At 71.3% G+C, this 24,982-nt stretch carries 23 protein-coding genes and 1 tRNA gene; 9 read left to right on the top strand and 15 right to left on the bottom strand.

Going from position 1 to position 24,982, the window contains the following annotated elements; all coding sequences use genetic code 11:
* Positions 1 to 158: 158 nt before the first annotated feature.
* The 3 genes from DNK56_RS35245 to DNK56_RS04925 form a co-directional block, all read right to left on the bottom strand.
* Entirely contained in the window at positions 159 to 329 is a 171-nt protein-coding gene (locus DNK56_RS35245; RefSeq protein WP_199563878.1) for a class II lanthipeptide, LchA2/BrtA2 family, read from the bottom strand.
* A 21-nt stretch (positions 330 to 350) separates the two neighbouring features.
* The gene (locus DNK56_RS04930; protein WP_111330805.1) at positions 351 to 518 is read right to left on the bottom strand and encodes a plantaricin C family lantibiotic; all 168 of its coding nucleotides are present in this window, start codon (positions 516 to 518) and stop codon (positions 351 to 353) included.
* A gap of 274 nt (positions 519 to 792) precedes the next feature.
* A complete protein-coding gene (locus DNK56_RS04925) occupies positions 793 to 1,638 on the bottom strand; it encodes a MurR/RpiR family transcriptional regulator (protein WP_111330803.1) in 846 nt (281 codons plus the stop codon).
* A gap of 634 nt (positions 1,639 to 2,272) precedes the next feature.
* Here DNK56_RS04925 and DNK56_RS04920 point away from each other — a divergent pair.
* The 3 genes from DNK56_RS04920 to DNK56_RS04910 all read left to right on the top strand — a co-directional run bounded on the left by DNK56_RS04920 (position 2,273) and on the right by DNK56_RS04910 (position 4,836).
* The gene (locus DNK56_RS04920) at positions 2,273 to 3,037 is read left to right on the top strand and encodes a phytanoyl-CoA dioxygenase family protein (protein ID WP_111330800.1); all 765 of its coding nucleotides are present in this window, start codon (positions 2,273 to 2,275) and stop codon (positions 3,035 to 3,037) included.
* 38 nt (positions 3,038 to 3,075) lie between these two features.
* Complete coding sequence (locus DNK56_RS04915) at positions 3,076 to 3,876, top strand: C1 family peptidase (RefSeq protein ID WP_158558547.1); 801 nt, start codon at positions 3,076 to 3,078, stop codon at positions 3,874 to 3,876.
* 135 nt (positions 3,877 to 4,011) lie between these two features.
* A complete protein-coding gene (locus DNK56_RS04910; protein WP_241989763.1) occupies positions 4,012 to 4,836 on the top strand; it encodes a hypothetical protein in 825 nt (274 codons plus the stop codon).
* Between the two features lie 51 nt (positions 4,837 to 4,887).
* Here the strand turns inward: DNK56_RS04910 and DNK56_RS04905 are convergent, their stop codons facing one another.
* A complete protein-coding gene (locus DNK56_RS04905) occupies positions 4,888 to 5,763 on the bottom strand; it encodes an isocitrate lyase/PEP mutase family protein (RefSeq protein ID WP_111330796.1) in 876 nt (291 codons plus the stop codon).
* A gap of 286 nt (positions 5,764 to 6,049) precedes the next feature.
* On the opposite strand from DNK56_RS04905, the gene DNK56_RS04900 reads away from it, so the two are divergent.
* Entirely contained in the window at positions 6,050 to 6,475 is a 426-nt protein-coding gene (locus tag DNK56_RS04900; protein WP_111335471.1) for a hypothetical protein, read from the top strand.
* 290 nt (positions 6,476 to 6,765) lie between these two features.
* On the opposite strand, the gene DNK56_RS04895 is transcribed toward DNK56_RS04900, so the two are convergent.
* The gene (locus DNK56_RS04895) at positions 6,766 to 8,172 is read right to left on the bottom strand and encodes a cystathionine beta-synthase (protein WP_111330794.1); all 1,407 of its coding nucleotides are present in this window, start codon (positions 8,170 to 8,172) and stop codon (positions 6,766 to 6,768) included.
* Positions 8,173 to 8,336: 164 nt separating this feature from the next.
* On the opposite strand from DNK56_RS04895, the gene DNK56_RS04890 reads away from it, so the two are divergent.
* The 3 genes from DNK56_RS04890 (at position 8,337) to DNK56_RS04880 (ending at position 11,924) form a co-directional block, all read left to right on the top strand.
* Positions 8,337 to 9,380, top strand: a complete 1,044-nt coding sequence (locus tag DNK56_RS04890; protein ID WP_111330791.1) for an SGNH/GDSL hydrolase family protein — start codon at positions 8,337 to 8,339, stop codon at positions 9,378 to 9,380.
* A gap of 226 nt (positions 9,381 to 9,606) precedes the next feature.
* Positions 9,607 to 10,827, top strand: coding sequence for an acetyl-CoA C-acetyltransferase (locus tag DNK56_RS04885; RefSeq protein ID WP_111330789.1), 1,221 nt, complete (start codon positions 9,607 to 9,609; stop codon positions 10,825 to 10,827).
* Positions 10,828 to 11,111: 284 nt separating this feature from the next.
* On the top strand, positions 11,112 to 11,924 hold the full coding sequence (locus tag DNK56_RS04880) for a hypothetical protein (protein ID WP_111330786.1): 813 nt from the start codon (positions 11,112 to 11,114) through the stop codon (positions 11,922 to 11,924).
* A 69-nt stretch (positions 11,925 to 11,993) separates the two neighbouring features.
* Here the strand turns inward: DNK56_RS04880 and DNK56_RS04875 are convergent, their stop codons facing one another.
* From DNK56_RS04875 to DNK56_RS04860, 4 genes are all read right to left on the bottom strand, one after another.
* A complete protein-coding gene (locus DNK56_RS04875) occupies positions 11,994 to 12,311 on the bottom strand; it encodes a hypothetical protein (RefSeq protein ID WP_111330784.1) in 318 nt (105 codons plus the stop codon).
* Between the two features lie 114 nt (positions 12,312 to 12,425).
* A complete protein-coding gene (locus tag DNK56_RS04870; RefSeq protein WP_111330781.1) occupies positions 12,426 to 13,298 on the bottom strand; it encodes a Bax inhibitor-1/YccA family protein in 873 nt (290 codons plus the stop codon).
* Positions 13,299 to 13,400: 102 nt separating this feature from the next.
* Positions 13,401 to 13,763, bottom strand: coding sequence for a DUF4259 domain-containing protein (locus DNK56_RS04865; protein ID WP_111330779.1), 363 nt, complete (start codon positions 13,761 to 13,763; stop codon positions 13,401 to 13,403).
* Positions 13,764 to 13,920: 157 nt separating this feature from the next.
* Positions 13,921 to 14,006, bottom strand: a tRNA-Leu gene (locus DNK56_RS04860).
* A gap of 554 nt (positions 14,007 to 14,560) precedes the next feature.
* On the opposite strand from DNK56_RS04860, the gene DNK56_RS04855 reads away from it, so the two are divergent.
* Both DNK56_RS04855 and DNK56_RS04850 read left to right on the top strand, forming a co-directional pair.
* Entirely contained in the window at positions 14,561 to 15,331 is a 771-nt protein-coding gene (locus DNK56_RS04855; RefSeq protein WP_111330776.1) for an ABC transporter ATP-binding protein, read from the top strand.
* Positions 15,332 to 15,395: 64 nt separating this feature from the next.
* The gene (locus DNK56_RS04850) at positions 15,396 to 17,924 is read left to right on the top strand and encodes an ABC transporter permease (RefSeq protein WP_111330774.1); all 2,529 of its coding nucleotides are present in this window, start codon (positions 15,396 to 15,398) and stop codon (positions 17,922 to 17,924) included.
* Between the two features lie 75 nt (positions 17,925 to 17,999).
* Here the strand turns inward: DNK56_RS04850 and DNK56_RS04845 are convergent, their stop codons facing one another.
* From DNK56_RS04845 to eno, 6 genes are all read right to left on the bottom strand, one after another.
* Complete coding sequence (locus tag DNK56_RS04845) at positions 18,000 to 19,304, bottom strand: SAM-dependent methyltransferase (protein ID WP_111330771.1); 1,305 nt, start codon at positions 19,302 to 19,304, stop codon at positions 18,000 to 18,002.
* A 324-nt stretch (positions 19,305 to 19,628) separates the two neighbouring features.
* Positions 19,629 to 21,014 carry an NAD(P)/FAD-dependent oxidoreductase gene (locus DNK56_RS04840; protein ID WP_111330768.1) on the bottom strand — a complete coding sequence of 462 codons (1,386 nt, stop codon included), beginning with the start codon at positions 21,012 to 21,014 and terminating at the stop codon, positions 19,629 to 19,631.
* A 415-nt stretch (positions 21,015 to 21,429) separates the two neighbouring features.
* The gene (locus tag DNK56_RS04835) at positions 21,430 to 22,371 is read right to left on the bottom strand and encodes a Ppx/GppA phosphatase family protein (protein WP_111330766.1); all 942 of its coding nucleotides are present in this window, start codon (positions 22,369 to 22,371) and stop codon (positions 21,430 to 21,432) included.
* A complete protein-coding gene (locus tag DNK56_RS04830) occupies positions 22,368 to 22,922 on the bottom strand; it encodes a DUF501 domain-containing protein (RefSeq protein ID WP_111330764.1) in 555 nt (184 codons plus the stop codon). Before DNK56_RS04830 ends, DNK56_RS04835 begins: the two co-directional genes overlap by 4 nt.
* A gap of 81 nt (positions 22,923 to 23,003) precedes the next feature.
* Entirely contained in the window at positions 23,004 to 23,474 is a 471-nt protein-coding gene (locus DNK56_RS04825; RefSeq protein ID WP_111330761.1) for an FtsB family cell division protein, read from the bottom strand.
* Positions 23,475 to 23,592: 118 nt separating this feature from the next.
* The gene (eno, locus tag DNK56_RS04820) at positions 23,593 to 24,879 is read right to left on the bottom strand and encodes a phosphopyruvate hydratase (protein WP_111330759.1); all 1,287 of its coding nucleotides are present in this window, start codon (positions 24,877 to 24,879) and stop codon (positions 23,593 to 23,595) included.
* Positions 24,880 to 24,982 lie beyond the last annotated feature (103 nt).

Here is a 24,982-nt window from a genome sequence, read left to right as displayed (position 1 = left end):
TCTCCTGGAGCACTGGCGGGAGGGACGGGAAGCAGGAAGGGGGAAGGGAGCGGGGATCGGTGAGCCGGAACGGAACCGGCGATGCGGCACCGTTCCGGCCCGCAGGGCCGCCGGACAGCACGGCCCGGCATGTCACCGTCCGGGACGGCTGACCCCCATCAGCACTGGCTGGTGCACTTGGTGGTCGGGCAGGCCGCGGCCGACACCAGGGTGACCGCGGCTATGCACCACGGACCCGACAGCATCCCGCCGTGGGACTCCGACTCGCTCAGCTCCACGAGCTCCAGCTCGTCGTAGCCGCCGAGAAGGTCGTCGTTGTTCTCCCGCATGATGCGTTCCTTCCGAAGGTGTCAGTTGCAGTTCGGCTGGCACTCGACGGTGAGGGTGCACCAGCCACCCTTGTTCCCCAGGTAGTCGGAGAGGGAGAAGGTGTTGGTGCTGCACGCCATCCGCGCGCCGACCGCGTCGAACTCCTGCTCCTGGATCTCCTCCAGCAGGGAAATGTCGCCCTCGTACATGAGGACCCCCTTTCTTGTTTCGTTCGGGCTCCGGCCGGACCGTCCGGACCTCACAGCCCGTCCCGCATCCTGGGACGCCACTGTTGCCCGCGCGCATCTCCTCCGCGTGTCCTTCGCATGTTCTCCGCATGTGCGGTGCACAGGGCGGGCACAGGGGGCATACCGGGTGGACGGTACGGGCGTGGCGGCGCGGGTGAACCCAGCCGCGCGCCGCTCAGCCACGCCCCCGCTCAGCCACGCCCCCGCTCAGCCGCGCCCGCCCACCCCGCTCCGCCTACTCCACGAAGAGGCCCCGTGCCGCCGCGCCCGCGTCGAACTCCTCCAGGCGCGCCTGGGCGTCGGGGAGGCCGTCGCACATGGCCTCCAGGAGGACCCGGCCCAGCAGCATCGGCGCACAGGCGGTGTCGAAGGCGAGGCCGGTCCCCACGGCGGCCGGAATGAGCAGGTCGCTGTGGCCGGCCACCGGGGCGAACGCGGAATCGGCCACCGACACCACGGCCAGCCCCAGACCGCGCGCGTACGCCAGGGCGTCCACGACCTCGCGGGGATGGCGGGGCAGCGCGAAGCAGATCAGCGCGCTCGCCCCGGCCCGCCGGGCCGCGTCGATCCGGTCGCGCAGCATGCTGCCGCCCTCGTCGAGCACCCGGACGTCCGGGTGCACCTTGGCGGCGAAGTAGCCGAACCCGCGCGCCTGCGAGGAGGCCGCGCGCAGCCCGAGCACGGGTAGCGGCCGGGACGCGGCGAGCAGCCGCCCGGCCCGCTCGACGGGGGCCGGGTCGGCGAGGAGTTCGGCCAGCCGGCGCAGGTTCTCGATCTCGCCGAGCACCGCCTGCTGGTACTCGTTGTACGTCTCGGCCGCCTCGCCCGCCTCCGCCCCGGCCGGCACCATCTCGCGCAGCCGCCTGCGGAGCGCGGGAAAGCCGTCGAAGCCGAGCGCCACCGCGAACCGGGTGACGGAGGGCTGGCTGACCCCGGCCAGCTCGGCCAGCTCGACACTGGACAGGAAGGGGGCGTCCCCGGCCCGGCGCACCATCGAGTGCGCGATGCGCCGCTGCGTGGGCGTGAGCCGGCGCCCCTCGAACAGCTCCTGCAACCGCGCCGCCGGGCTGCTCCCACTCATCCTGTCTCCCAGGGCGTGTACCTGCGCCGACCCCCGGCGCCAGACCCATTCAGCCAGCCTGGTCACTGAATGTCCATATGCAGCCGGGAGGGCCGCCCACCCGGTCGTACGGCAGTCCGGGACCCGCCGTCCTCTTCACCGGTCGGCCAACATCAGCAACGGAAACTTTCGAGCCAATCCGGACGGGCGCCGAAAAACGTAAACGCGCACACCACCAGCGACTATGACGCCTCACCCGGCCGGACAAGGCTTGATACCTTCGATGCGCCCAGCAGGCCCCCCTACCGAAAGCACTTGGCTTGTGATTGCCTTCAGGAAAGATCACGCTACGGGAGGCCTCTGTTGACTTTCTCGTCAGGTGGACATGACAACGCCAGACGGCGCCTCGCAATCTCATTCCCCAGAACCGCAGGGCACTGACGAGTTCATGCTCAGCCCGTTTCGTCCGAGGGGCTTGAATTAATCGCTCCCCGGCGAAAAAACACCCCACCCTGCCACTCCAGACAACCCGCCGGAATACACCGGCGGGCGCCTTCGCGTGCCCAAAAAATGAATACTGAATAGTAGAAGCGGAATACTGGAAACCCGTTGACAGACCGATCGAGAACTTGTTCAGATTGCCTCGCCTCGGGCGGTGGAGGACTGCCGCACGTATCTGCAGACCGTCAGCGCCGTCGGCGGCGCGCTGGCCCGGTACGCCGCCTTCCCGAAGATCCACCTGGTGTCGATGTGGGCGGACCGTATCGTCCACCATCCCGCGATCGTCGACGCGGTCGAGTCGCTGCTCGGCCCGGAGCTGCTCGTCTGGTCCACCAATCTCTTCATCAGGCCGGCCCACAGCGGCAGCTCGCTCGCCTGGCATCAGGACGCCGTCTATCTGGGGCTGGACGGACTCCAGCGGCACGCGGTGCGGGTCTGGGTCGCGCTGACCGATACGACGGTCGCCAACGGCACGATGCGCTACGCGCGAGGCTCACATCTGCGGGGCCCGCTCCCGCACCGGTTCAGCGGTTCCGGCCTCGAGGACATCATGCGCGGCGAGGAGATCGCCGTCGAGATCGACGAGGCGAACGCCGTCGACGTCGTCCTCGAAGCCGGCCAGTGCAGCCTGCACCACCTGGCCATGGCCCATTGCTCAGGCCCCAACCACACGGACAGCGGACGCTTCAACCTCGCGATCGACTACATCACCCCGCAGGTCGCCCCCACGGCCGGCGAGGACAGCGCGCTCCTCGTCCGCGGTGGGAACACCGGTGCCTTCCTGCCCGAGGCCAGGCCCGTATCGGACTTCGACGGCGCGGCACTGCGGCAGTTCTACGCCGCCGCGGCGCGCCGCCAGAAGCGGATCGACGAGACGATCTCGAACCGTGGCACCACTCGGGACCAGGACCGGACATGACCGGCGGAACGGCAGCGCAAGGAACGTCACCACAGCCCGTGACCGCCGACGACGCCTACCTCTCCCGCATCCGGCCCCCCTGGTGGAGCAGCGGCCGGACGCCGGAGCACATGGACCTGTCCAGCTGGATGCCGCCTGTGATCAACCAGGGCCGGGTTCCGCTGTGCACCGCCGCCGTCACCACGGCCATCGCCGGCTACTACGCCCGCCGGGCCGAGCACGTGGAGTTCACCGGGTCGGTCCTGTTCAACTACCGCCTCTCCCGTGTGCTCGCGGGCCTCGCCGACCGCAAGGGCTCGCGGCTGGAGCACAGCTTCCGGGCCTGGGCGGAATCCGGGCTGTGCGAGGAATCGGCCTGGCCCTACGACCAGCACGGCCCGACCAGGGTGGACCGGGACCCGCCCGAGCACTGCCGTGCCACCGCCCGGCGCACGCGTCCCGTGAGCAGCCGGCTGTCCGCGTCCGGCGGAGCGGAGGCGCTGGACCTGGCCCGCCGTGCGATTTCCCTGGGTATTCCCGTGAGTGTGGAGATCCGGCTCTGTCCCTCGATCTCCATGTCCTTGCTCAATGGCGGTGTCATTCCCGTACAGATGACGACCGAGCAGTCCGTAGGGCCGCACGTCATCCTCCTGACCGGCTACCACGATCACGTCGACACCGCTCCGTACGACCGGGGAACCGGGCCGGGCGCGTTCCATGTGCGCAACAGCTGGGGAACGCAATGGGGCAACAAAGGCTACGGCCTCCTGCCCTACGCGTTCCTCGAACAGCAACTGACAGGGGAACACTGGATTGTCGTGGAACAGGACTGGGTGGAACAGGACTGGGTGGAACAGTGACGGCCACCGGATTTTTGCGAACGAATACGGCCACCCACACACTTGTCCACGATTCCTCATGAAGAGGCACCTGCCATGATTGCCTGGAAGCCGACCGCCCGCCGCAAGGACAGGTGAACCGCGTTGAGGAAGTTCTTGGCAACCGCTGCCCGGTGGGCGGCACCCACCGTGGTCCTCGCCCAGGCGTGCCTTGTGTGGACCGGCGTGTTCAGCCTCGGTGAGGCCGTCGCGGTGGGGCTGCTTCTCGAACTCCTGCTGGCCGGGATCGTGATCACCGAAATCACCCTGGCCAGGCGGGCCTTCCGCGCTTCCAAGAGCCAGGGGGCCGACGGGCAGGAGGCCCTCAACCAGGCGCTGTCCGCCGTGCTGCCGGGGCCTGTCGCCAAGGCGATGGGGATGGAGTTCGGGCTCTTCCGCGCGCTCTGGCGCTGGATCCGCCGGAAGCCGGACACGCCCGAAGGGCATCAGATGCTCAGCTACGGCTCCGAAATCAAGCCAATTATGTGGGTGATGGTCTTTCTCGTGCCGCTGGAGATCCTCGCCGTCGAACTTCTGATCCCCTGGAAGGTGGCACGCATCGTCCTGCTCGTGCTCTCCGTGTACGGATCGGTATGGCTGCTCGGATTCATCGCGGCACTCTCCGTCCGCCCTCACACGGTCGGCGACGGAAAGATCGTCCTGCGGTTCGCCCACTTCACTCAGATCGCCATTCCGCTGGAACTCGTCGAATCGGTGCGCACGTCGCGGCACAGCGGCTACCGCAGGGCGGTCAGCATCAGCGATGAAGTGCTGGCCATGCCGATCGGCGACTCCACCACGCTCAGCATCAAACTGCGCGAGCCCTACTCGGTGGCGCCCAAGCCCGGAATGCCGGAGCAGGAAGTACGAGAGGTCCGCTTCGCCGCGGACAACACCCGCGAAGCCATCCGCATACTGAACACAAGCATCTTTGGGGCCTGAACCGTTCAGGACGGGGCCGGGTTCGCGATGAACGTGCGCCCGGCCGGGCGGTCAGGCGGTCATCGCCGCGTTGGCCTCGGGGTAGGGCAGAGCGTCGGCGCCGAAGCCGAAGGTCCCCCGGGTACGGATCTCCTCGGCGGCACGGGCGACCGCGCCGAGCGCCGCCCGTGCCATCGCCGAGCCGACGCTGACCCGCCGTACGCCGAGCGCGCCGAGTTCCGCCAGGGACAGCGGGAGGGCGGGCGAGCCCATCAGGACGTTGACCGGCCGGTCGACGGCGGCGCACACCGCGCGCACCGCTTCGGCGTCCGGGAGGCCCGGCGCGTACAGGACGTCGGCGCCGGCCTCCGCGTACGCCCGCAGCCTGCGGATGGTGTCCGGCAGGTCGGCGCGGCCCTGGAAGAAGTTCTCGGCGCGGGCGGTCACGGTGAAGGGGAAGTCGAGGGCGCGCGCGGCGGCGACGGCCGCGGCCACGCGTTCCACCGCCTCGTCCAGGGGGCGTACGGGGTCGTCCGCCCGGCCCGTGGAGTCCTCGACCGAGCCGCCGACGAGGCCGGCCCCGGCGGCGAGCCGGATGGTCTCGGCGACGTCCTCCGGCGTCTCGCCGAAGCCGCTCTCCAGGTCGGCGGAGACCGGGAGACGGGTCGCCGCCACGATCTGCGCGGCGTTCGCGAGGACCTCCGGCCGGCCGACCCGGTTCGCGCCGTCCGGCAGGCCGAGGCCGTAGGCCAGTCCGGCGCCGGTGGTGGCGAGTGCGGCGAAGCCGAGTCCGGTCAGCAGCCGGGCGGTTCCGGCGTCCCACGGGTTGGGGACGACGAAGGGCTCGGGGCCCTCGTGGAGCCGGCGGAAGGCCAGGGCGCGGGCTCGCTGGTCGGCGGGGCTCAAGGGGTTCTCGGGCGTTGCTGAAGAAGTGACGGGCGCATTCATGGTGACGATCCCTCCTGAGCGCTGTTGTCGGACCGGGCGAACGGGTCGGATGGCCGGACGACCGGACGAGTTCGACGCGCCGCATTCCGTGACCGGATCATCATCGGCGAGAAAAGCACCGTATTCATCGCGAGGGAACGTCCAGGGAATTTCCGGGACCGGCCAGCGACCGCGGCGGGTCGCCGGAGAGCGTACCGAGCGGCGCGTGTCGAAAGCCCTGCGTCCGGCTGGAAGAGGGGGGTTACCCCCACTGACGCGGCCGTCGCTCCTTCGTACCGTGGGCACCATGGACGCAACCGACACCGAGCTCGACAAGGAGCTCAAGGCGACTCTGCAAGCCCGTGGCGAGCTGGGGGCCGACTACGACTCCGCGCTCGTCGAATCGTTCCTGGAGAAGGTGGAGCAGCGGCTCGACGCCACGCTCGACCGCAGGGTCCGGCGCCATCTGGCCGAGGAGCGGACCGCCGTCGCCCGCGGCGGCCGGGCCCCGGAGCATCCGCACGGCAACTTCGGCGAGCGCTTCGGCTTCGGCATCGTCTCGCTGGTGCTGGCCGTCCCGCTCTCGGCGATCGGCGCCGCGAACGCGGGCATCGGCGGGCTGCTCGTGGCCTGGCTGGGCATCGTCGGCGTCAACGTCTTCCAGACCGGCCACGGCCGGCGGCTGTTCCGCGGCCGCGAGGAGCGGCGCGCGTCCCCCGACTGGGAGAACTGAGGCCGCGCGCTCACGCCCGGCGGGCCCGGCTCGTGGCGGCTGTCGCGGGGACCGCCGCACCCCCGAGGTCCGGAGGGCGGGACGACGACGGTCCCCGCGCGGGACGCGGCGGGCCGGGGCCCGCGGCGCGTCCGGGCGACGGTGGAGGTCCGGGAGCCGCTCCGTAGTCCGTTGTCGCCGGCCGGTGCCGGCGGATCTCCTCCGCCGACATCACCACTGTGCCCGAGCCGTGTTGAGCCGGTGTTGCGGCGACGTGACGCGCGCGTGCCGTTCGTGCGAAACGCGGGCCGCTACTTCCCGGCGGCCGGGGCGTCCTTCGCCAGATAGGCGAGCAGGTCCTGCCGGCTGACGACGCCCTTCGGCTTGCCCTCCACCAGCACGATCGCCGCGTCCGCCGCGCCGTTGCCACCGAGCACCGCCATCAGGTCCTCGACCGGCTCGCCGGAGCCGACCTGCGGCAGCGGCGGCGACATGTGCTTCTCCAGCGGGTCGCTGAGCGAGGCGCGCTGGGCGAACAGCGCGTTCAGCAGCTCGCGCTCCACCACCGAGCCGATGATCTCGGCGGCCATCACGTCCGGGTGGCCCGCGCCCGGCTTCACGATCGGCATCTGCGAGACGCCGTACTCGCGCAGGACGTCGATCGCCTCGCCGACCGTCTCCTCCGGGTGCATGTGGACGAGGGTGGGGATCGGGCCCGCCTTGTGGTCCAGCACGTCCGCGACCCGCGCCGAGGGGCCGGTGTCCTCCAGGAAGCCGTAGTCGGCCATCCACTCGTCGTTGAAGATCTTCGAGAGGTAGCCGCGCCCGCTGTCCGGGAGCAGGACCACGACCACGTCGTCCGGGCCGAGCCGCCGGGCGACCTCCAGGGCGCCCACGACCGCCATGCCGCAGGAGCCGCCGACGAGCAGCCCCTCCTCCTTGGCGAGCCGGCGGGTCATCTGGAAGGAGTCCTTGTCGGACACGGCGACGATCTCGTCGGTGACCTCGCGGTCGTAGGCCGAGGGCCAGAAGTCCTCGCCGACGCCCTCGACGAGGTAGGGGCGGCCGGAGCCGCCCGAGTAGACCGAGCCCTCCGGGTCGGCGCCGACGACCTTGACCGCGCCGCCGCTGACGTCCTTGAGGTAGCGGCCGGTGCCGCTGATCGTGCCGCCGGTCCCGACGCCCGCCACGAAGTGGGTGATCTTCCCCTCCGTCTGCTCCCACAGCTCGGGACCGGTGGTCTCGTAGTGGGAACGCGGGTTGTTCGGGTTGGAGTACTGGTCGGGCTTCCAGGCGCCCGGCGTCTCACGGACCAGCCGGTCGGAGACGTTGTAGTACGAGTCGGGGTGCTCGGGGTCGACCGCCGTGGGGCAGACGACGACCTCGGCACCGTAGGCGCGCAGTACGTTGATCTTGTCCGTGGACACCTTGTCCGGGCAGACGAAGACGCACTTGTACCCCTTCTGCTGCGCGACGATGGCCAGGCCGACGCCCGTGTTGCCGCTCGTCGGCTCGACGATCGTGCCGCCGGGCCTCAGCTCGCCGCTCTGCTCGGCGGCCTCGATCATGCGCAGGGCGATGCGGTCCTTGACCGACCCGCCGGGGTTGAAGTACTCGACCTTGGCCAGGACCGTCGCCTGGATGCCGGCCGTGACACTGCGCAGCCTCACCAGCGGGGTATTGCCTACGAGACTGATCATCGAATCGTGGTATCGCACCGTGTACTCCGGGGTCTCCGAGATGGTCCGGCAAGCGTATGCGTACGAGCACGAGATCGGGCGGCGCGATTGAACAGCGGGCGGTAGCGGGCAGGTAGCTGTGTGTACGGCTCTACGGCGGTACGTGCGACGAGGAGGTGGACCGGACTGTGTCGACGGCAAGGGTGGCACGGCGGATCGCGGCGGGCGCGGCCTACGGCGGTGGCAGCATCGGGCTGCTGGGGGCCGCGGCGGTCGGAGTCCTGCTGGCGGAGGTCCAGCTGGCGAAGCGGCAGGTGGGCGGCGGTATCGCCCCGGTGCCGCCGAGCGCGGACGGACGGTACGGGGTGGCGTTCACGGGCCCGGCGGAGCCGTTGCGGCTCGGGCTGCTCGGCGACTCCACGGCGGCCGGGCAGGGGGTGCGGCGGGCCGGGCAGACACCGGGGGCGCTGCTGGCCTCCGGGCTGGCCGCGGTGTCGGAGCGGCCGGTGGACCTGCGCAATGTGGCGCTGCCCGGGGCCCGGTCGGACGATCTGGAGCGGCAGGTGTCGCTGCTGCTCGCGGACCCGTCCCGGACGCCGGACGTGTGCGTGATCATGATCGGGGCCAACGATGTGACGCACCGGATGCCCGCGACCCAGTCGGTGCGCTGTCTGACGACGGCGGTGCGCCGGCTGCGGACGGCGGGGGCCGAGGTCGTCGTGGGCACCTGTCCGGACCTGGGCACGATCGAGCCGGTGTACCAGCCGCTGCGCTGGCTGGCCCGGCGGGTGAGCCGGCAGCTCGCGGCGGCGCAGACGATCGGCGCGGTGGAGCAGGGCGGGCGCACGGTGTCGCTGGGCGACCTGCTGGGCCCGGAGTTCGCGGAGAACCCCCGGGAGCTGTTCGGCCCGGACAACTACCACCCCTCCGCCGAGGGCTACGCCACCGCCGCCATGGCCGTGCTGCCGACGCTGTGCGCGGCGCTGGGCCTGTGGCCCGAGTCGGACCGGCTGGACGGCGCGCGGCGCGAGAACATGCTGCCGGTGGCCAAGGCGGCCTCCCAGGCGGCCAAGGAGGCCGGTACGGAGGTCACGGGGGCCCGCGCGCCCTGGGCCCTGCTCAAGCACCGCAGGCGGCGGCGCCTGCCCGACGCCACGGAGCCGCACCCGGAGGCGGAGGCGGGCGCGGGCGCGGAGGACGGCGGCGCGACCCGGATGGACCACCGCAGCGGGGAGCCGAGGCGGTGAGCGGGGCGGTCGGACGGTCGCCGCGGGGCGGTGTGCGGGGCGGCGTGCAGGGTGGCGTGCGAGGCGGTGTGCGGGGCGTGTGCGGGCGGTCGGGAGCCCATGACTGAGCGCTCGCTTAGAAAAGAGGCCCTCATCACACGCCGCGTCGGGTGACCCGCGCGCTACGTGCGGGTAATTTCCAGAGCAGTCGTGCCAGACAGCCGTCCAGCCCTCATGGAGCCGCGTGATGCCCGAAGCCGTGATCGTCTCTGCCGCCCGCTCGCCCATCGGCCGGGCCTTCAAGGGTTCGCTGAAGGACCTGCGCGCGGACGACCTGACCGCCACCATCATCGAAACGGCGCTGGCCAAGGTCCCCGAGCTGGACCCGAAGGACATCGACGACCTGATGCTCGGCTGCGGGCTGCCCGGCGGCGAGCAGGGCAACAACCTGGGCCGGATCATCGCCGTACGGATGGGGATGGACCACCTCCCCGGCTGCACGGTGACCCGCTACTGCTCCTCGTCCCTCCAGACGAGCCGCATGGCCCTGCACGCCATCAAGGCCGGCGAGGGCGACGTCTTCATCTCGGCCGGCGTGGAGATGGTCTCCCGCTTCACCAAGGGCAACTCGGACAGCCTGCCGGACACGCACAACCCGCTCTTCGCCGAGGCGGAGGCCCGTACCGCCGCCCGCGCCGAGGAGTCCGGCGCGGGCTGGCACGACCCGCGCGAGGACGGCCTCGTCCCGGACGCCTACATCGCGATGGGCCAGACCGCGGAGAACCTGGCCCGGCTCAAGGGCATCACCCGCCAGGACATGGACGAGTTCGGCGTACGGTCGCAGAACCTCGCCGAGGAGGCCCTGAAGAACGGGTTCTGGGAGCGCGAGATCACCCCGGTGACCACGCCGGACGGCACCGTCGTGGCCAAGGACGACGGCCCGCGCGCGGGCGTCACGCTGGAGGGCGTCCAGGGGCTGAAGCCGGTCTTCCGCCCGGACGGCCTGGTCACGGCGGGCAACTGCTGCCCGCTCAACGACGGCGCCGCCGCGCTGGTGATCATGTCCGACACCAAGGCGCGCGAGCTGGGCCTGACCCCGCTGGCCCGGATCGTGTCCACCGGCGTCTCCGGACTCTCCCCCGAGATCATGGGCTACGGCCCCGTCGAGGCGAGCAAGCAGGCGCTCCGGCGGGCCGGGCTGACCATCGGCGACATCGACCTCGCCGAGATCAACGAGGCGTTCGCCGCCCAGGTCATCCCCTCCTACCGGGACCTCGGGCTGCCGCTGGAGAAGGTCAACGTCAACGGCGGCGCCATCGCCGTCGGCCACCCCTTCGGCATGACCGGCGCCCGGATCACCGGCACGCTGATCAACAGCCTCCAGTTCCACGACAAGCAGTTCGGCCTGGAGACCATGTGCGTCGGCGGCGGCCAGGGCATGGCCATGGTGATCGAGCGTCTGAGCTGACGGCGATCGGGCGTCCGGGCTGATCAGGGCGGGTTTCCGGCCCGCACCGGCCACCGAGCCCCGACCGTGACCGAATCTCCCCCAGGATGTGATGTATCTCCTGGGGGAGAGTCGTTTCCGCAGGTCACACTGGTGATCGAGGGTTACACCGGGCCTAAAGACCTGTCCATTTCGTGACGTAATGCACTGACAGCTGGTGCCATTGGGGGACAAGCTGATGTAGGAAGCTCGGGGGATCGATTGAAACCGGGAGTATGTCAGTGAGCGCCATGCCTATTGCCCTGTTGCTGACCACCGCCGCCGCCACGGCCGTGGGCGCCGCCGCTCTGCACGCTGCTCACGGGCTGCGCAGGCAGGTGTCCGCCCTCCGCAAGGAGCTGGCCGAGAACCGCGCCGTTACAGCCGCCGTACCCCCTCAGACCCGTCACGACACCACCTCCGCCGAAGAAATACGCGCCGCGGTCGCGGAGGCACTCGCCGAGGAGCGGGAGCGCGAGCTGGCCGAGGCCCGCGCGTTCTGGGCCTCTCAGGAGGCGCGGGACGCCGCCGACGCCCCCTCGCTGCTCGGCGGGCTGGCCGGCCTCGGCGAGGACGCCCCGTTCTTCATGCCGCGCCAGAGCGACTTCGCCGGTCTCGACGCCATGGACCTCGAAGCGGTGGAGGCCGTGGACGAACTGACCGAGACGGTCGGCCTGAACGAGGCGGCCGAGTTCCCCGAGGACTCCCCCGAGCTGGCCGCGGCCCGCCGCCGCCACCCCTCGCACCCCGACTTCGTGCCGGTCCAGACGCCCGTCGTCACCGACCACGAGCGCACCGTGAACCGCCTGGAGGAGCTGGCGGACAGCCGCACCGAGCTGTCCGACGTGCGCCCCGGCCCGCTCGGCACGCTCGACGTGTACGTGTTCGCCGACGGCACCACGCTGTGCATGACCCCCGGCCACCGCGAGACCGCGGAGCGCCTGGCCGAATCGCTGCGGGCCGGTGAGCACCCGGTGCTGCTGGGCGGCTCCGGCGTCTCCGGCGCGTACGCGCTGACGTTCTCCTGCGGCAAGGAGAACGTGTACATACTCGCCGACCGCGTCATAGCGAGCTTCTGAGCCCGCTCCCCGACCCGCCCCGCCCCTACCCCCGGCCCGGTCCGGTCCCGGGCGTCCCTGCGCGAGGCCCTATCCGAAGGCCCGCGCGGCCGCCTCGTCGACGTATCGCACGGCCTCGTCCAGCTCCGTGGACGGGGCCTTTTCCAGTGCCACGGCCAGGTCCCGCCCGGCGACGGCGACCTGGTCGCCGACCGCGAAGACCCCGGCGTCCGGCATGATGCGCGGCTCCCGGCCGGGCTCCTGCGCCCGCTGGGCCCGTACCGACAGCTCGCGCGCGGCGGCGAGCCCCGCGGCCGCCGCACCCCGCTGGAGCCGGCTCTGCGGGGCGGCGCGCAGCCGGTCGGCGAATCGGTCCACGGCAATGATCAGAGGAGTCGTATCGAGCACCCCGCGACCCTATCCCGCCCCCCGATCCGCAACACGGGAGCACACGAAGAAGCGGCCCGCCGCCTCCGGGAGGGAGACGGCGGGCCGCTCGGTGCGCGCCGGGCGCGGGGACGGTCAGTCGTCGCCGCTGAGGATGGAGAGCAGGCGCAGCATCTCCAGGTAGATCCAGACCAGGGTCATGGTCAGGCCGAAGGCGGCCAGCCAGGACTCCTCGCGCGGAGCGCCGTACGCGATGCCGTCCTCGACCTGCTTGAAGTCGAGGGCGAGGAAGCAGGCGCCGAGGATGATGCCGATGACGCCGAACAGGATGCCGAGGCCACCGCTGCGGAAGCCGAGGCCGTCACCGCCACCGAAGGCGGCGAACAGCAGGTTGACGACCATCAGGAGCATGAAGCCCATGGCGGCGGCCATCACGAAGCCGTAGAAACGGCGGGTGACCCGAATCCAGCGCATCTTGTACGCGAGCAGCACACCGGCGAAGACACACATGGTGCCCATCACCGCCTGCATCACGACGCCGGGCCCGATGTAGGTGCTGACCGCGCTGGAGATGACGCCGAGGAACACACCCTCGAAGGCGGCGTACGCCAGGATCAGCGCCGGGACGGGCTTGCGCTTGAAGGACTGGACGAGCGACAGCACGAACGCGATGATCGCGGCGCCGATGGCGATGCCGTACGACTTGCCGAGGTTCGCCTCGTCGACCGGCAGCAGCGCCCAGGCGAGCGCGGCACCGAGCACGACCGTGCCCAGCGTCATCGCCGTACGGGTGACGACGTCGTCGATCGTCATCGCGCCGGTGCGGGCGGGCGCGGGGGCGCCCGTGGTGGCGTACGGGTTCGTCGCGTACGGGTTCGGGGCGGTGCCCTGCGCGTACGGGTTGGCACCCGCTGCGGGGGCCCCGGCCTGCGGCGCCGCGTTGAAGCCCGCGTAACCGTTGTCGCGGCTGAAGCCCCGTCGCGAGAAGACCGGGTTGCTGCTCCTCATCTCACTCCTCCATGGCCACCCAGCGTGGCCTTCCCACAAGAGTAATGGGTAGGCAAAGCAATCCGTCCAGTACCGAAGGAGGATCTTTCCACCGCGGGCTCCTCACCCGGCGGCATCCGCCAGCCGGTCGAAGGTCGCGGTCAGAACCGCCCGCCGCTCCTCCTTGAAGCCCTCCACCGGCCCCAGGTCGTCGATGGTCCGCTCCCACACCGCGAGGTACGCGTCCCGCCACCCCCGGATCACCTCCGGCGCCGGCAGGGTCACACCGACCCAGCCGCGCTCGTGCAGCAGGAGGAGCAGCTCCACGTTGCAGGGGACGGCCACGCCGTCGTACTCGTCCGGCTCGATCCCCTCCGGATCGCCCGCCATCGCCCCGGCCACCTCGCCGACGAGCCGCTCCACCAGCGCGGAGAGATGGTCCGCCGCCGTATCACTGTCAAAGTTCCCCGCACCCCAGGTCCCCACGGTCCACCCCTCGCCTCATCACCACCGGTATCGGGGGCCATCACAGCACGGGGCACTGACAACGCCCAGGGCGACGGGGTGGGGGTGGTTGCGGATATTCTGGCGGGTGCGGTGTGGGGCGTGGGGGTCTTGGCTTCGGTTGCCCGCAGGCGCGCGATGGTGCCCGGAACCGGACTCGAACCGGTACGCCCCCGAGGGGCAGCGAGGTTTAAGCTCGCCGTGTCTGCATTCCACCATCCGGGCCTTGGCGCGCGGCTCCGCGTTGGCACATGACCCTATCCGGGGGGCCCGGCGCGAACAGCCGAACAGTGGCTCGATGTTGTCTTATTTATCGATCTCTTGAGTCTCCGTCAGCCCATGTGGACGGCATACCCACATGCCCGGGCGAAGGGGCGGCAGTACAGCGGCAGTACCGGAGTCCCAGTCGAATTGACGGAAAGTCGCCGCACGGACACAGCCGATTCGCCAGGGGCGCGCCACCGATCGCCAGGGGTGCGCCACCCGGTGGCTGATTCTAGAGCTCGGCACGGTCCTCCACGCGGCGCGGGACCGGGCGTGTCACGGGGGCCGGCAGACGTTTCCCCTAAGTCGCACGGAGGCGGATGTCATACCCGAGGAGGATGCCGAGGGGGTGATCGTGCGACTCGAGAGGGCCCCGGGAACGGGCACGGGGATTGACGCCCCGCGGCCGTCCGGCGGAGACGATGGAGCGGTACCCCCGACCCGGAAGCCACGCCCTCGCGGCGGGCCCCGGGCCGGTCCCGTCCCGTACGCATCCACCCACCCTGGAGTCTGCCGTGACCACCATGTCCACCGCTCACCGCGCCACCGCGGTGGCCGCCCGCGCCACGGAACTGTCGAAGGTCTACGGCGAGGGCGAGACCCGCGTGACCGCCCTCGACCGGGTCACCGTGGACTTCCCGCAGGGCGAGTTCACCGCGATCATGGGCCCGTCCGGCTCCGGCAAGTCCACGCTGATGCACTGCGTCGCCGGTCTGGACAGCTTCAGCGGCGGTTCGGTGCGCATCGGCGAGACGGAGCTCGGCTCCCTCAAGGACAAGCAGCTCACCCAGCTCCGCCGGGACAAGATCGGCTTCATCTTCCAGGCGTTCAACCTGCTGCCGACGCTGACCGCCCTGGAGAACATCACGCTCCCGATGGACATCGCCGGCCGCAAGCCCGACCAGGAGTGGCTGGGCCGGGTCATCGAGATGGTGGGCCTCTCCGACCGGCTCGGGCACCGCCCCACCGAACTCTCCGGCGGCCAGCAGCAGCGCGTGGCGGTGGCCCGGGCGCTCGCGTCCCGGCCCGAGATCATCTTCGGGGACGAGCCCACCGGCAACCTCGACTCGCGCTCCGGCGCCGAGGTCCTCGGCTTCCTCCGCAACTCCGTGCGCGAACTGGGCCAGACCGTGGTGATGGTGACGCACGACCCGGTCGCCGCCTCCTACGCGGACCGGGTCATCTTCCTGGCGGACGGGTCGATCGTGGACCAGATGATCCGCCCCACCGCCGACGGGGTGCTCGACCGGATGAAGGCGTTCGACGCCAAGGGCCGCACCAGCTGAGCCGGACCCCGCCCGCGCTCCGTACCGCCCCCTTCGGCCCACCTTCCCCACAGGACTGACAGACATGTTCCGAACCGCCCTGCGCAATGTGCTCGCGCACAAGGCCAGACTGCTGATGACGATCCTCGCCGTGACCCTCGGCGTGGCCTTCGTCTCCGGCACCCTGGTCTTCACCGACACCCTCGGCAACGCCTTCCGCAACCAGTCGGCCAAGAGCTACGACGACATCGCCGTCGCCGTCACCACCTACGCCGACCAGCGCGACAACGACGACCGCGCCGTCGACGAAGCCACCCTGGAGAAGATCCGCGCCCTGGACGGCGTCGCCTCCGCGACCGGCCGGGTGGACGGCTTCGCCGGGGTCGCCGACCCCGACGGCAAGCTCATCGGCAACGGCTGGTCCAACGCCGGCGCCAACTTCGCCCCCGGCGAGGACGGCCGGGACCCCGCCTACGACTTCACCTCGGGCAAGGGCCCCGTGGAGCCCGGCGGGGTCGCCCTGGACAAGGACACCGCGCGGAAGGGCGAGTACGAGGTCGGCGACACCGTGCGCGTCGCCACCAACGGGCCGGTGAAGGAATACACCCTGACCGGGATCTTCACCACCGAGGACGGCGCGGTCAACGCAGGCGGCAGCCTGGTCCTCTTCGACACGCCCGTCGCCCAGAAGCTGTTCCTGCGCCCCGGCGAGTTCAAGGACGTCTCCGTCGCCGCCGCGCCCGGCGCCTCCGACGAGAAGCTGCTGGCGGCCGTGAAGCCGCTGCTGCCCGAGGGCGCCGACGCCAAGACGGGCACGGCCCGCGCGGACGAGCAGGCGAAGGACATCGAGAAGCAGCTCAACGGGATCAACTGGGTGCTGCTCTCCTTCGCGGGCGTCGCCCTGTTCGTCGGCGTCTTCCTGATCGCCAACACCTTCACCATGCTCGTCGCCCAGCGCACCAAGGAGCTGGCCCTGCTGCGCGCCGTCGGCGCCTCCCGCCGCCAGGTCAAGCGCTCGGTGCTCCTGGAGGCCGCCGTGGTCGGCCTCAGCGCCTCCGTGATCGGCTTCGCGCTCGGCCTCGGGCTCGCCGTCGGGCTGCGCTCGGCCATGGGGCTGCTGGGCGGCAAGATCCCGGCCGGTCCGCTGGTCGTCGCCCCGCTCACCTTCGCCGCCGCCTTCACGGTCGGCGTCCTGATCACCGTGCCGGCCGCCTGGCTGCCCGCCCGCCGGGCCGCGAAGATCCCCCCGGTCGCCGCGATGAACAGCGCGACCGCGGTGGCCACGGTCAGGTCCCTGGTCGTGCGCAACACCATCGGCGGCATCATCACGCTGCTGGGCGCCGCCGGCATCCTCGGCGGCGCGGCCACGGGCGGGACCTCCGGCCGGCTGCTCGTCGGGGGCGGCACGTTCCTGGCGCTGATCGGCATCATCATCCTGATCCCGCTGCTGTCCCGCCCGGTGATCGCCCTGGTGCGCCCGCTGCTGATGCGGCTGTTCGGGGTGTCCGGCAAGCTCGCCGCGCAGAACGCGGTCCGCAACCCCCGGCGCACCGGTGCCACCGCGTCCGCGCTGGCGATCGGCCTCACCCTGGTCACCGGCATCTCGGTGCTCGGCGTCACCCTCGGCCACGCGGTCGACAAGCTGACGACGGACAACATCAAGGCCGACTACATGGTCTCGATGGCCGGCGGCGACCCGCTCGACGAGTCCGCGCTGACCGCGCTGGAGAAGGCGAAGGGCGTCACCGCCGTCTCGCCCCAGCAGGCCGTCTGGCTGACGATCGGCGACAGCGGAGTCTCGGCGTCCGGGGTCACGCCGGGCGACGTGCAGCAGGTCCTCGCCGTCGACACCGTCGCCGGTTCGCTCGACTCGCTGGAGAAGGGCGAGATCGCCGTCGCGGAGAAGACCGCGAAGTCGCGGGGCTGGAAGCCCGGTGACACCGTCCGGGTCACCTTCCACGACGAGAAGAAGGGCACGCTCAGGATCGGCGCCCTCTACACGGACAACGAGTTCCTCTCGCCGGTCCTCGTCCCCCGCTCCGTCATCACGCCGCACGAGCCCAAGGGCGACATCCGGGAGATCTGGGTCAAGACGGAGGGCGGCGCGAGCGCGGCCAACGAACAGGCCCTGGTGGACGCGCTGGGCGGCAACCCGGGCATGAGCGTCATGGACCGCCAGGACATCCGGGACATGTTCGGCGGCAGCGTCAACCTCATCATGAACATCATGTACGGCCTGCTCGGCATGGCCCTGATCATCGCGGTGCTCGGGGTCGTCAACACCCTGGCCATGTCGGTGTTCGAGCGCCAGCAGGAGATCGGTATGCTGCGGGCCATCGGCCTGGACCGGCGCCGGGTCAAGCGGATGATCCGGCTGGAGGCGGTCGTCATCTCGCTGTTCGGCGCGGTGGTCGGCATCGGGCTCGGGCTGTTCCTCGGCTGGGCGATCGGCCGGACCGTGTCCGCGAGCATCCCGCAGTACGTCCTCGTCGTCCCGTGGGACCGGATCGCGCTGTTCCTGCTGCTGGCCGGTGCGGTGGGCGTGCTGGCCGCGCTGTGGCCCGCCCGCAGCGCCGCCAGGCTCAACATGCTGACGGCCATCAAGACCGAGTAGGCGTACCCGTACGACGCACGGGGCCGGTGTCCGCTGCCCGCGGACACCGGCCCCGTTCCGTCGGCGTTACGGCGCTCAGGCCGTCGCGTCGGCCCGCCAGGCGCGGGCGCGCAGCGGCATCCGCGAGGCGCCGTCCTCCTCGGGGCGCACCGCCAGGATCTGGTTGACGCCGATCCGGTTGCGTTCGAAGGAGAGCGCGGAGGCGGCCATGTACAGCCGCCAGACCCTGGCCCGGCCGGGCGAGACCAGCCGCACGGCACGCGCCCAGTCGCGCTCCAGGTTGGTGACCCACTGCCGCAGTGTCAGCGCGTAGTGCTCGCGCAGCGCCTCGACGTCCCGGGCCTCGAAGCCGGCGTCCTCCAGGATGGACAGGGTCCGGCCGACCGGGGCCAGTTCCCCGTCCGGGAAGACGTAGGCGTCGATGAAGGCGTCGATCTCGTAGGCGGACTCGTCCCGCTCCGGGCGGCGGCCGATCTGGTGGTTGAGCAGGCGCCCGCCGGGCTTGAGGAGGGCGTAGAGGTCGTCGGCGTACTCGCGGTAGCGGGCGGAGCCGACGTGCTCGGCCATGCCGATGGAGGAGATCGCGTCGTAGGGCCCGTCGCGGACGTCCCGGTAGTCCTGGACGCGGATGTCGATCAGGTCGGCGAGGCCCTCGTCGGCGATGCGCTTCCTGGCGTAGGCGGCCTGTTCGGCGGAGAGGGTCACGCCGGTGACGCGGGCGCCGTACTCGCGGGCGGCGTGGATGGCCATGGAGCCCCAGCCGCAGCCGACGTCGAGCAGGCGGTCGCCCTTCTTGAGCGCGAGCTTGCGGCAGACCAGGGCGAGCTTGTCGCGCTGGGCGCCCTCCAGCGTTCCGGCGTCCTCCCAGTAGGCGCAGGAGTAGACCATGGAGGGCCCGAGGACCAGGGCGTAGAAGTCGTTGCCCACGTCGTAGTGGTGGCTGATGGCCTGCTTGTCGCGGCGCTTGGTGTGCCGGGTGCCGCTGCGGCCGCGCACCTCTTCGGGGGGCGGGGCGGGCGGGAGCCCGGGGCCGGCCAGTTTCAGGAACTCCCCGGCGGCGGCCCGCACGCGTGGGTCGCGTACCGCTCCGAGGCCCCCCTTCGCGCCGTCGCCGCGCTCCCAGAGGAGCCCGGCCATCAGGTCCAGGGCCTCGTACAGGTCGCCGTCGATGTCGAGTTCGCCGGCCACCCAGGCGCGGGCGAGGCCGAGTTCGCCCGGTTTCCACAGCAGCCGGCGCAGGGCGCGGCGGTGCTTGACGACGAGGACGGGGGCGCCGGGCGGTCCGGCCTCGCTGCCGTCCCAGGCCCGGACGCGGACCGGTAGGGGTTGTCCCAGCAACTCCTGGGCGAGAGCGGTCAGCCGCAATGCGGCGTCTGCCATGGCGCACACCTCCGTGACGGTGTTTCCCGACGTGCCCGAACATGCCCACGCATGTCCTCGACCACGCCCGGCGCCCGCGGCGTCCCGGCGTGATACATCCCTCACAACAGTCTCCGGCGGCCGGGCCATCCCGCTACCGGGCAAGGGAACGGCAAAGAGCGTGCAGGGCGCACGCATCCTGCGCGGGTGCGGGTCGCGCGCCCCCGTGCGCCGTACGGTGCCGGTCGCCGCCGGATACGCCGAAGGGGCCGTCCGCACCACGGATGGCGGACGGCCCCTTCGGGCGTTGTGCGTGTTGCCGCTGCCGGGCGGACCCGGCGTGGGTCAGGAGGCCTTGGCCTTCTCGCCCACCGGCTTGGCGGCGGCCGGCGCGGGGGCCGGCTTGGCGGCCTCGTAGAACTCCTCGCGCGGCGTCTCCATGGCGCCGAGCGAGACGACCTCGCGCTTGAGGAACATCGCCAGGGTCCAGTCGGCGAAGATCCGGATCTTGCGGTTCCAGGTCGGCATGGCCAGACCGTGGTAGCCGCGGTGCATGTACCAGGCGAGACGGCCCTTGAGCTTGATCTTCATCTTGCCCATGACGATCATCGCCACGCCCTTGTGCAGCCCCAGGCCCGCGACCGCGCCCTTGTTGGCGTGGCTGTACTCGGCCTGCGGGAAGCCGCGCATCCCGGAGATGACGTTGTCGCCGAGGACCTTGGCCTGGCGCAGCGCGTGCTGGGCGTTGGGCGGGCACCAGGCGTTGGGGTTGCCGGCCTTGCGGCCGACGACGTCCGGGATCTGGGCGTTGTCGCCGGCGGCCCAGATGTAGTCGGTGCCCTGCACCTGGAGCTTCTCGGAGGTGTCCACGTGGCCGCGGGGGCCGAGCGGCAGACCGAAGCGGGCCAGCGCCGGGTTCGGCTTGACGCCGGCCGTCCACACGATGGTGTTGGAGTCGACCTCGAGGCCGTTCTTCAGCACGACGTGGCCGTCGACGCAGGAGTCCATGGAGGTCGAGAGGAAGACCTCGACACCGCGGGACTCCAGGTGCTCGCGGCCCCAGGTGCCGAGCTTCGGGCCGACCTCGGGGAGGATCTTGTCGGCGGCGTCGACGAGGATGAAGCGCATGTCCTCGCGCTTCACGTTGGTGTAGTACTTGGCCGCGTCGCGGGCCATGTCCTCGACCTCGCCGATGGTCTCCGCGCCGGCGAACCCGCCGCCCACGAAGACGAAGGTGAGGGCCTTGCGGCGGACGTCCTCGTCGGTCGTGGAGTCGGCCTTGTCCAGCTGCTCCAGGACGTGGTTGCGCAGGCCGATGGCCTCCTCGACGCCCTTCATGCCGATGCCCTGTTCGGCGAGGCCGGGGATCGGGAAGGTGCGGGAGACCGCGCCGAGCGCGATGACGAGGTAGTCGAAGGGCAGCTCGTAGGACTCGCCGACCAGCGGCGCGACCGTGGCGACCTTGCGGTCCTGGTCGATGGTGGTGACGCGGCCGGTGAGGACCTCGGCCTTGGGCAGGACGCGTCGCAGCGGGACGACGACATGCCGGGGCGAGATGCTGCCGGCAGCAGCTTCGGGGAGGAAGGGCTGGTAGGTCATGTACGACCGGGGGTCGACGACCGTGACGGTCGCCTCGCCGTAGCGCATCTTCTTGAGGATGCGCCGAGCTGCGTACAGGCCTACGTACCCACCGCCTACTACGAGGATCCTGGGACGCTCCGTGGTGCTCATGCCATCGAGTATCCACCCCCCTCGGAGGGCAGGCTCGTGAGCCCCTTCACAAGGATGTGGCCACCCTCTGCTATAGTTCGCCGCCCGCGTGACCCAGGTCATGACCCGTGCCGGGAACCCCACCCTTCCGGTGAACGTTGTTCACCGCCTGTGAGCTGGCCCTGGGCCCCGCGACCCCGGCCGCCCCCGGACGGGACCCCGCCCCGGCCTTCACTCCCGGAACCCCCTGTTCCGCCCCCCGAGTGACCCCGCTCACCCCATCCGGGGCAGAAGTCCGGACCGGGGTGGCCAATCTCTTGTGAAGAAGTTCACGAAGTTGGTCGCGGGGCGGCCCGGAAGCCGCCCCACCAGGCACATCCCGCCCACTCAAAGGGGCGGCCGGAAGGACGCATGAGCGCCCGGCGGGGCCGGTCGGTCAGGCCAGGGACCAGGCGATTCCGTCCAGGATGTCGTGTTCGCTCACGACGATTTCCCGCGCGCCCGTTCGTTCCATCACCGACTGGAGGATCAGGGCTCCGGAGGTGATGACGTCGACCCGGCCCGGGTGCATGGCGCCGATCGCCGCGCGTTCCGCGTGCGTGGACGCCAGGAGGCGGGCGGTGATCTCGCGGACCCGGTCCAGGGGGACACGGGAGTGGTGGATCGCCTCGGAGTCGTACTCCTCCAGGCCCAGCGCGATCGCGGCCACCGTGGTGACCGTGCCGGCGAGGCCCACCAGGGTCGCCGCGGAGGTGAGCGGGACGGTCTCCGCCGCCAGGTCGAGGGCGGCGGCCACGTCCGCGCGGATCGCCGCCGCGGACTCGGGCGGGACCGGGTCCTCGACGGCGCCGCCGCGCATGAGGTGGCGTTCGGTCATCCGGACGCAGCCGATGTCCACGGAGCGGGCGGCCCGTACCCGGTCGTCGCCCACCACGAACTCCGTGGAGCCGCCGCCGATGTCCACGACCAGGTACGGCTTCGCCAGGTCGTCGCGGCCCGTCAGCTCCCTGGTCGCCCCGTCGAAGGAGAACGCCGCCTCCTGGTCGCCACTGATCACCTCGGGCTCGACGCCCAGGATGTCCAGCACCCCGCGTACGAAGTCGTCCCGGTTCTCCGCGTCCCGCGAGGCGGAGGTGGCGACGAAGCGGACCTTCTCGGCGCCGTGCTCCCCGATCACCTCCGCGTACCGCCGGCAGGCGGCGAACGTACGCTCCAGCGCCTCCGGGGCGAGCCGGCCGGTGCGGTCGACGCCCTGGCCCAGCCGGACGATCTCCATCAGCCGGGCGTACTCGACCAGCTCCCCGGTCGCCGGATCGGCGTCCGCGACCAGCAGCCGGATCGAGTTGGTGCCGCAGTCGACGGCGGCCACGCGCGTCATGCCGACGCCTCCCCGCCCTCGTCCGTACCCTGCTCGCCGCACGGCGTGACGCACGGCCCCTTGCGCCACCACTCCGGCAGCATCGCGATCGCCTCGTCGCCCAGCGGGTTCACCCCGGGCCCGGCCGCCAGCGAGTGCCCCACGAGCACATGGAGGCACTTGACCCGGTCCGGCATGCCGCCGGCGCTCGGGAAGCCCTCAAGGACCTCGATGGCGTCCCGCCGCGCGATGTAGTCCTCGTGCGCCGCCCGGTAGGCCGCCACCAGCTCCGGGTCGGTGCCCAGGCGCTCGGTCATCTCCTTCATGACCCCGTTCGCCTCCAGCGTGCCGATCGCGGACGCCGCGCGCGGGCAGGTCAGGTAGTACGTCGTCGGGAACGGCGTACCGTCCTCCAGCCGGGGCTGCGTCTCGACCACGTCCGGGTTGCCGCAGGGGCAGCGGTGCGCGATGGCGCGCAGCCCGCGCGGCGGGCGCCCCAGCTGCTGCTGGAACGCGGCGATGTCCGCCTCGGTGGGGACGGTGGACTCGGTCTGGGGAGGGGGCGTTTCCATGCCTGCCTTGAAATCTGGTCGGGCTGCGCGAACCCGCGGGGTGCCGGTTCGACAGGGGTACGGGGATGGGGACGACGGCCGTCAGCCGCGGTCGGCGCTGTCCACGCCGTCCCACAGGTTGGAGTACCACGGCCGGTCCGTCCCGGACGGCTTCCCGCCGCGCGCACGGGCCGCGTCGGGGTCGACCACGGTGTAGCCGGTCTCCCCGGGAAGAACGTAGTGCAGGTGCTCGCGGGCCAGCCGCCTGATGTACGCGTCGTCCTGGAGCCGGGCCTTCTCGTCCCGCAGCTCCTCGGTGCGCTCCTCGGCCTCCCGCGACAGCCGCCGCTGGTCGGCGATCTCGTCGCGCTGCGACACGTACTGCCGCATCGGGTACGCCAGGGCGACCACCAGCGAGCAGACGATCAGGGCCAGGAAGGCGGCCCGGCCGGTGAGCCGGGAGCGGCGGGCCTGCCGCCGGTTCTGCGACCGGTAGACGCGGGCCGCGGTCTGCTCGCCGAGCAGCCGCAGCCGGGTAGCGGTGGAGAACCGGTCCCGGTCCTTCGCGGCCATGTTCCCGCCTCCCCATTACGCACGTACGTCCGTCCCCGCACACGGTACGGGACCGGGTGCGGGGACGGACGGAGGCGGGGGTGGTCGCCCTGCCGGGCGGCCGCCCGTACGGCGTTCGTCAGTTCGCGGGGCGGAACCGGGGGAACGCCGAGCGGCCCGCGTACACCGCGGCGTCGTCGAGGATCTCCTCGATGCGCAGCAGCTGGTTGTACTTGGCGACGCGGTCCGAGCGGGCCGGGGCGCCGGTCTTGATCTGGCCGCAGTTCACCGCGACCGCGAGGTCGGCGATGGTGACGTCCTCGGTCTCGCCGGAGCGGTGCGACATCATGCACTTGAAGCCGTTGCGCTGGGCCAGCTCCACGGCGTCCAGGGTCTCGGTCAGCGAACCGATCTGGTTGACCTTGACGAGCAGGGCGTTGGCGGAGCCCTCCTCGATGCCGCGGGCCAGGCGCTCCGGGTTGGTGACGAAGAGGTCGTCGCCGACGATCTGGACCTTGGCGCCGAGCTTGTCGGTGATGATCTTCCAGCCCGCCCAGTCGTCCTCGTACAGCGGGTCCTCGATGGAGACCAGCGGGTACGCGGAGACCAGCTCCTCGTAGTACTCGGTCATCTCGGCGGCCGAGCGGGACTTGCCCTCGAACTCGTAGGAGCCGTCCTTGTAGAACTCGGACGCGGCGACGTCGAGCGCGAGCGCGATGTCCTTGCCCGGGACGTAACCGGCCTCCTTGATGGCCTCGATGATGAGGTCGAGGGCGGCGCGGTTGGACTCCAGGTTCGGCGCGAAGCCGCCCTCGTCGCCGAGACCGGTGGACAGGCCCTTGGTCTTCAGGACCTTCTTGAGCGTGTGGTAGACCTCGGCGCCCCAGCGCAGCGCCTCGGAGAACGACTCGGCGCCGATCGGCGCGATCATGAACTCCTGGATGTCCACGTTGGAGTCGGCGTGCGAGCCGCCGTTGAGGATGTTCATCATCGGAACGGGCAGCAGGTGCGCGTTCGGGCCGCCGAGGTAGCGGAACAGCGGGAGGTCGCTGGCCTCGGAGGCGGCGTGGGCGACGGCGAGGGAGACGCCGAGGATGGCGTTGGCGCCGAGCGAGCCCTTGTTCTCCGTGGCGTCCAGGTCGAACATCGCCTGGTCGATGAGGCGCTGCTCGGTGGCGTCGTAGCCGACGAGCTCCGGGCCGATCTGCTCGATCACCGCGAGGACGGCCTTCTCGACGCCCTTGCCCTGGTAGCGGTTGGGGTCGCCGTCACGAAGCTCAATGGCCTCGAACGCGCCGGTGGAGGCGCCGGACGGAACAGCAGCACGCCCGGTGCTGCCGTCGTCGAGGCCGACCTCGACCTCGACCGTGGGGTTCCCCCGTGAGTCGAGGATTTCCCTGGCTACGACGACGTCGATGGACGGCACGAGGCATCTCCTTCTGGGATATGACGCTGATGGTGCAGGGTCACTTTGGCCTTGCCACAAGAGCCTAACCGGCCCGGCCCTCCGCGTCGGCGGGGCGCCCGCC

Source organism: Streptomyces sp. AC1-42W, assembly GCF_003248355.1.
GTDB lineage: Bacteria > Actinomycetota > Actinomycetes > Streptomycetales > Streptomycetaceae > Streptomyces.
This window is presented reverse-complemented; position numbering and strand designations above follow the sequence as displayed.

Excerpts from the sequence above, each read along its gene's own strand:
- DNK56_RS04850 (WP_111330774.1), top strand. The coding sequence starts at position 15,396 with ATGTTCCGAACCGCCCTGCGCAATGTGCTCGCGCACAAGGCCAGACTG.
- DNK56_RS04840 (WP_111330768.1), bottom strand. The coding sequence starts at position 21,014 with ATGAGCACCACGGAGCGTCCCAGGATCCTCGTAGTAGGCGGTGGGTAC.
- DNK56_RS04900 (WP_111335471.1), top strand. The coding sequence starts at position 6,050 with ATGGACGCAACCGACACCGAGCTCGACAAGGAGCTCAAGGCGACTCTG.
- DNK56_RS04925 (WP_111330803.1), bottom strand. The coding sequence starts at position 1,638 with ATGAGTGGGAGCAGCCCGGCGGCGCGGTTGCAGGAGCTGTTCGAGGGG.
- DNK56_RS35245 (WP_199563878.1), bottom strand. The coding sequence starts at position 329 with ATGCGGGAGAACAACGACGACCTTCTCGGCGGCTACGACGAGCTGGAG.
- DNK56_RS04885 (WP_111330789.1), top strand. The coding sequence starts at position 9,607 with ATGCCCGAAGCCGTGATCGTCTCTGCCGCCCGCTCGCCCATCGGCCGG.
- DNK56_RS04870 (WP_111330781.1), bottom strand. The coding sequence starts at position 13,298 with ATGAGGAGCAGCAACCCGGTCTTCTCGCGACGGGGCTTCAGCCGCGAC.
- DNK56_RS04905 (WP_111330796.1), bottom strand. The coding sequence starts at position 5,763 with ATGAATGCGCCCGTCACTTCTTCAGCAACGCCCGAGAACCCCTTGAGC.
- DNK56_RS04845 (WP_111330771.1), bottom strand. The coding sequence starts at position 19,304 with ATGGCAGACGCCGCATTGCGGCTGACCGCTCTCGCCCAGGAGTTGCTG.
- DNK56_RS04835 (WP_111330766.1), bottom strand. The coding sequence starts at position 22,371 with ATGACGCGCGTGGCCGCCGTCGACTGCGGCACCAACTCGATCCGGCTG.
- DNK56_RS04825 (WP_111330761.1), bottom strand. The coding sequence starts at position 23,474 with ATGGCCGCGAAGGACCGGGACCGGTTCTCCACCGCTACCCGGCTGCGG.
- DNK56_RS04930 (WP_111330805.1), bottom strand. The coding sequence starts at position 518 with ATGTACGAGGGCGACATTTCCCTGCTGGAGGAGATCCAGGAGCAGGAG.
- DNK56_RS04830 (WP_111330764.1), bottom strand. The coding sequence starts at position 22,922 with ATGGAAACGCCCCCTCCCCAGACCGAGTCCACCGTCCCCACCGAGGCG.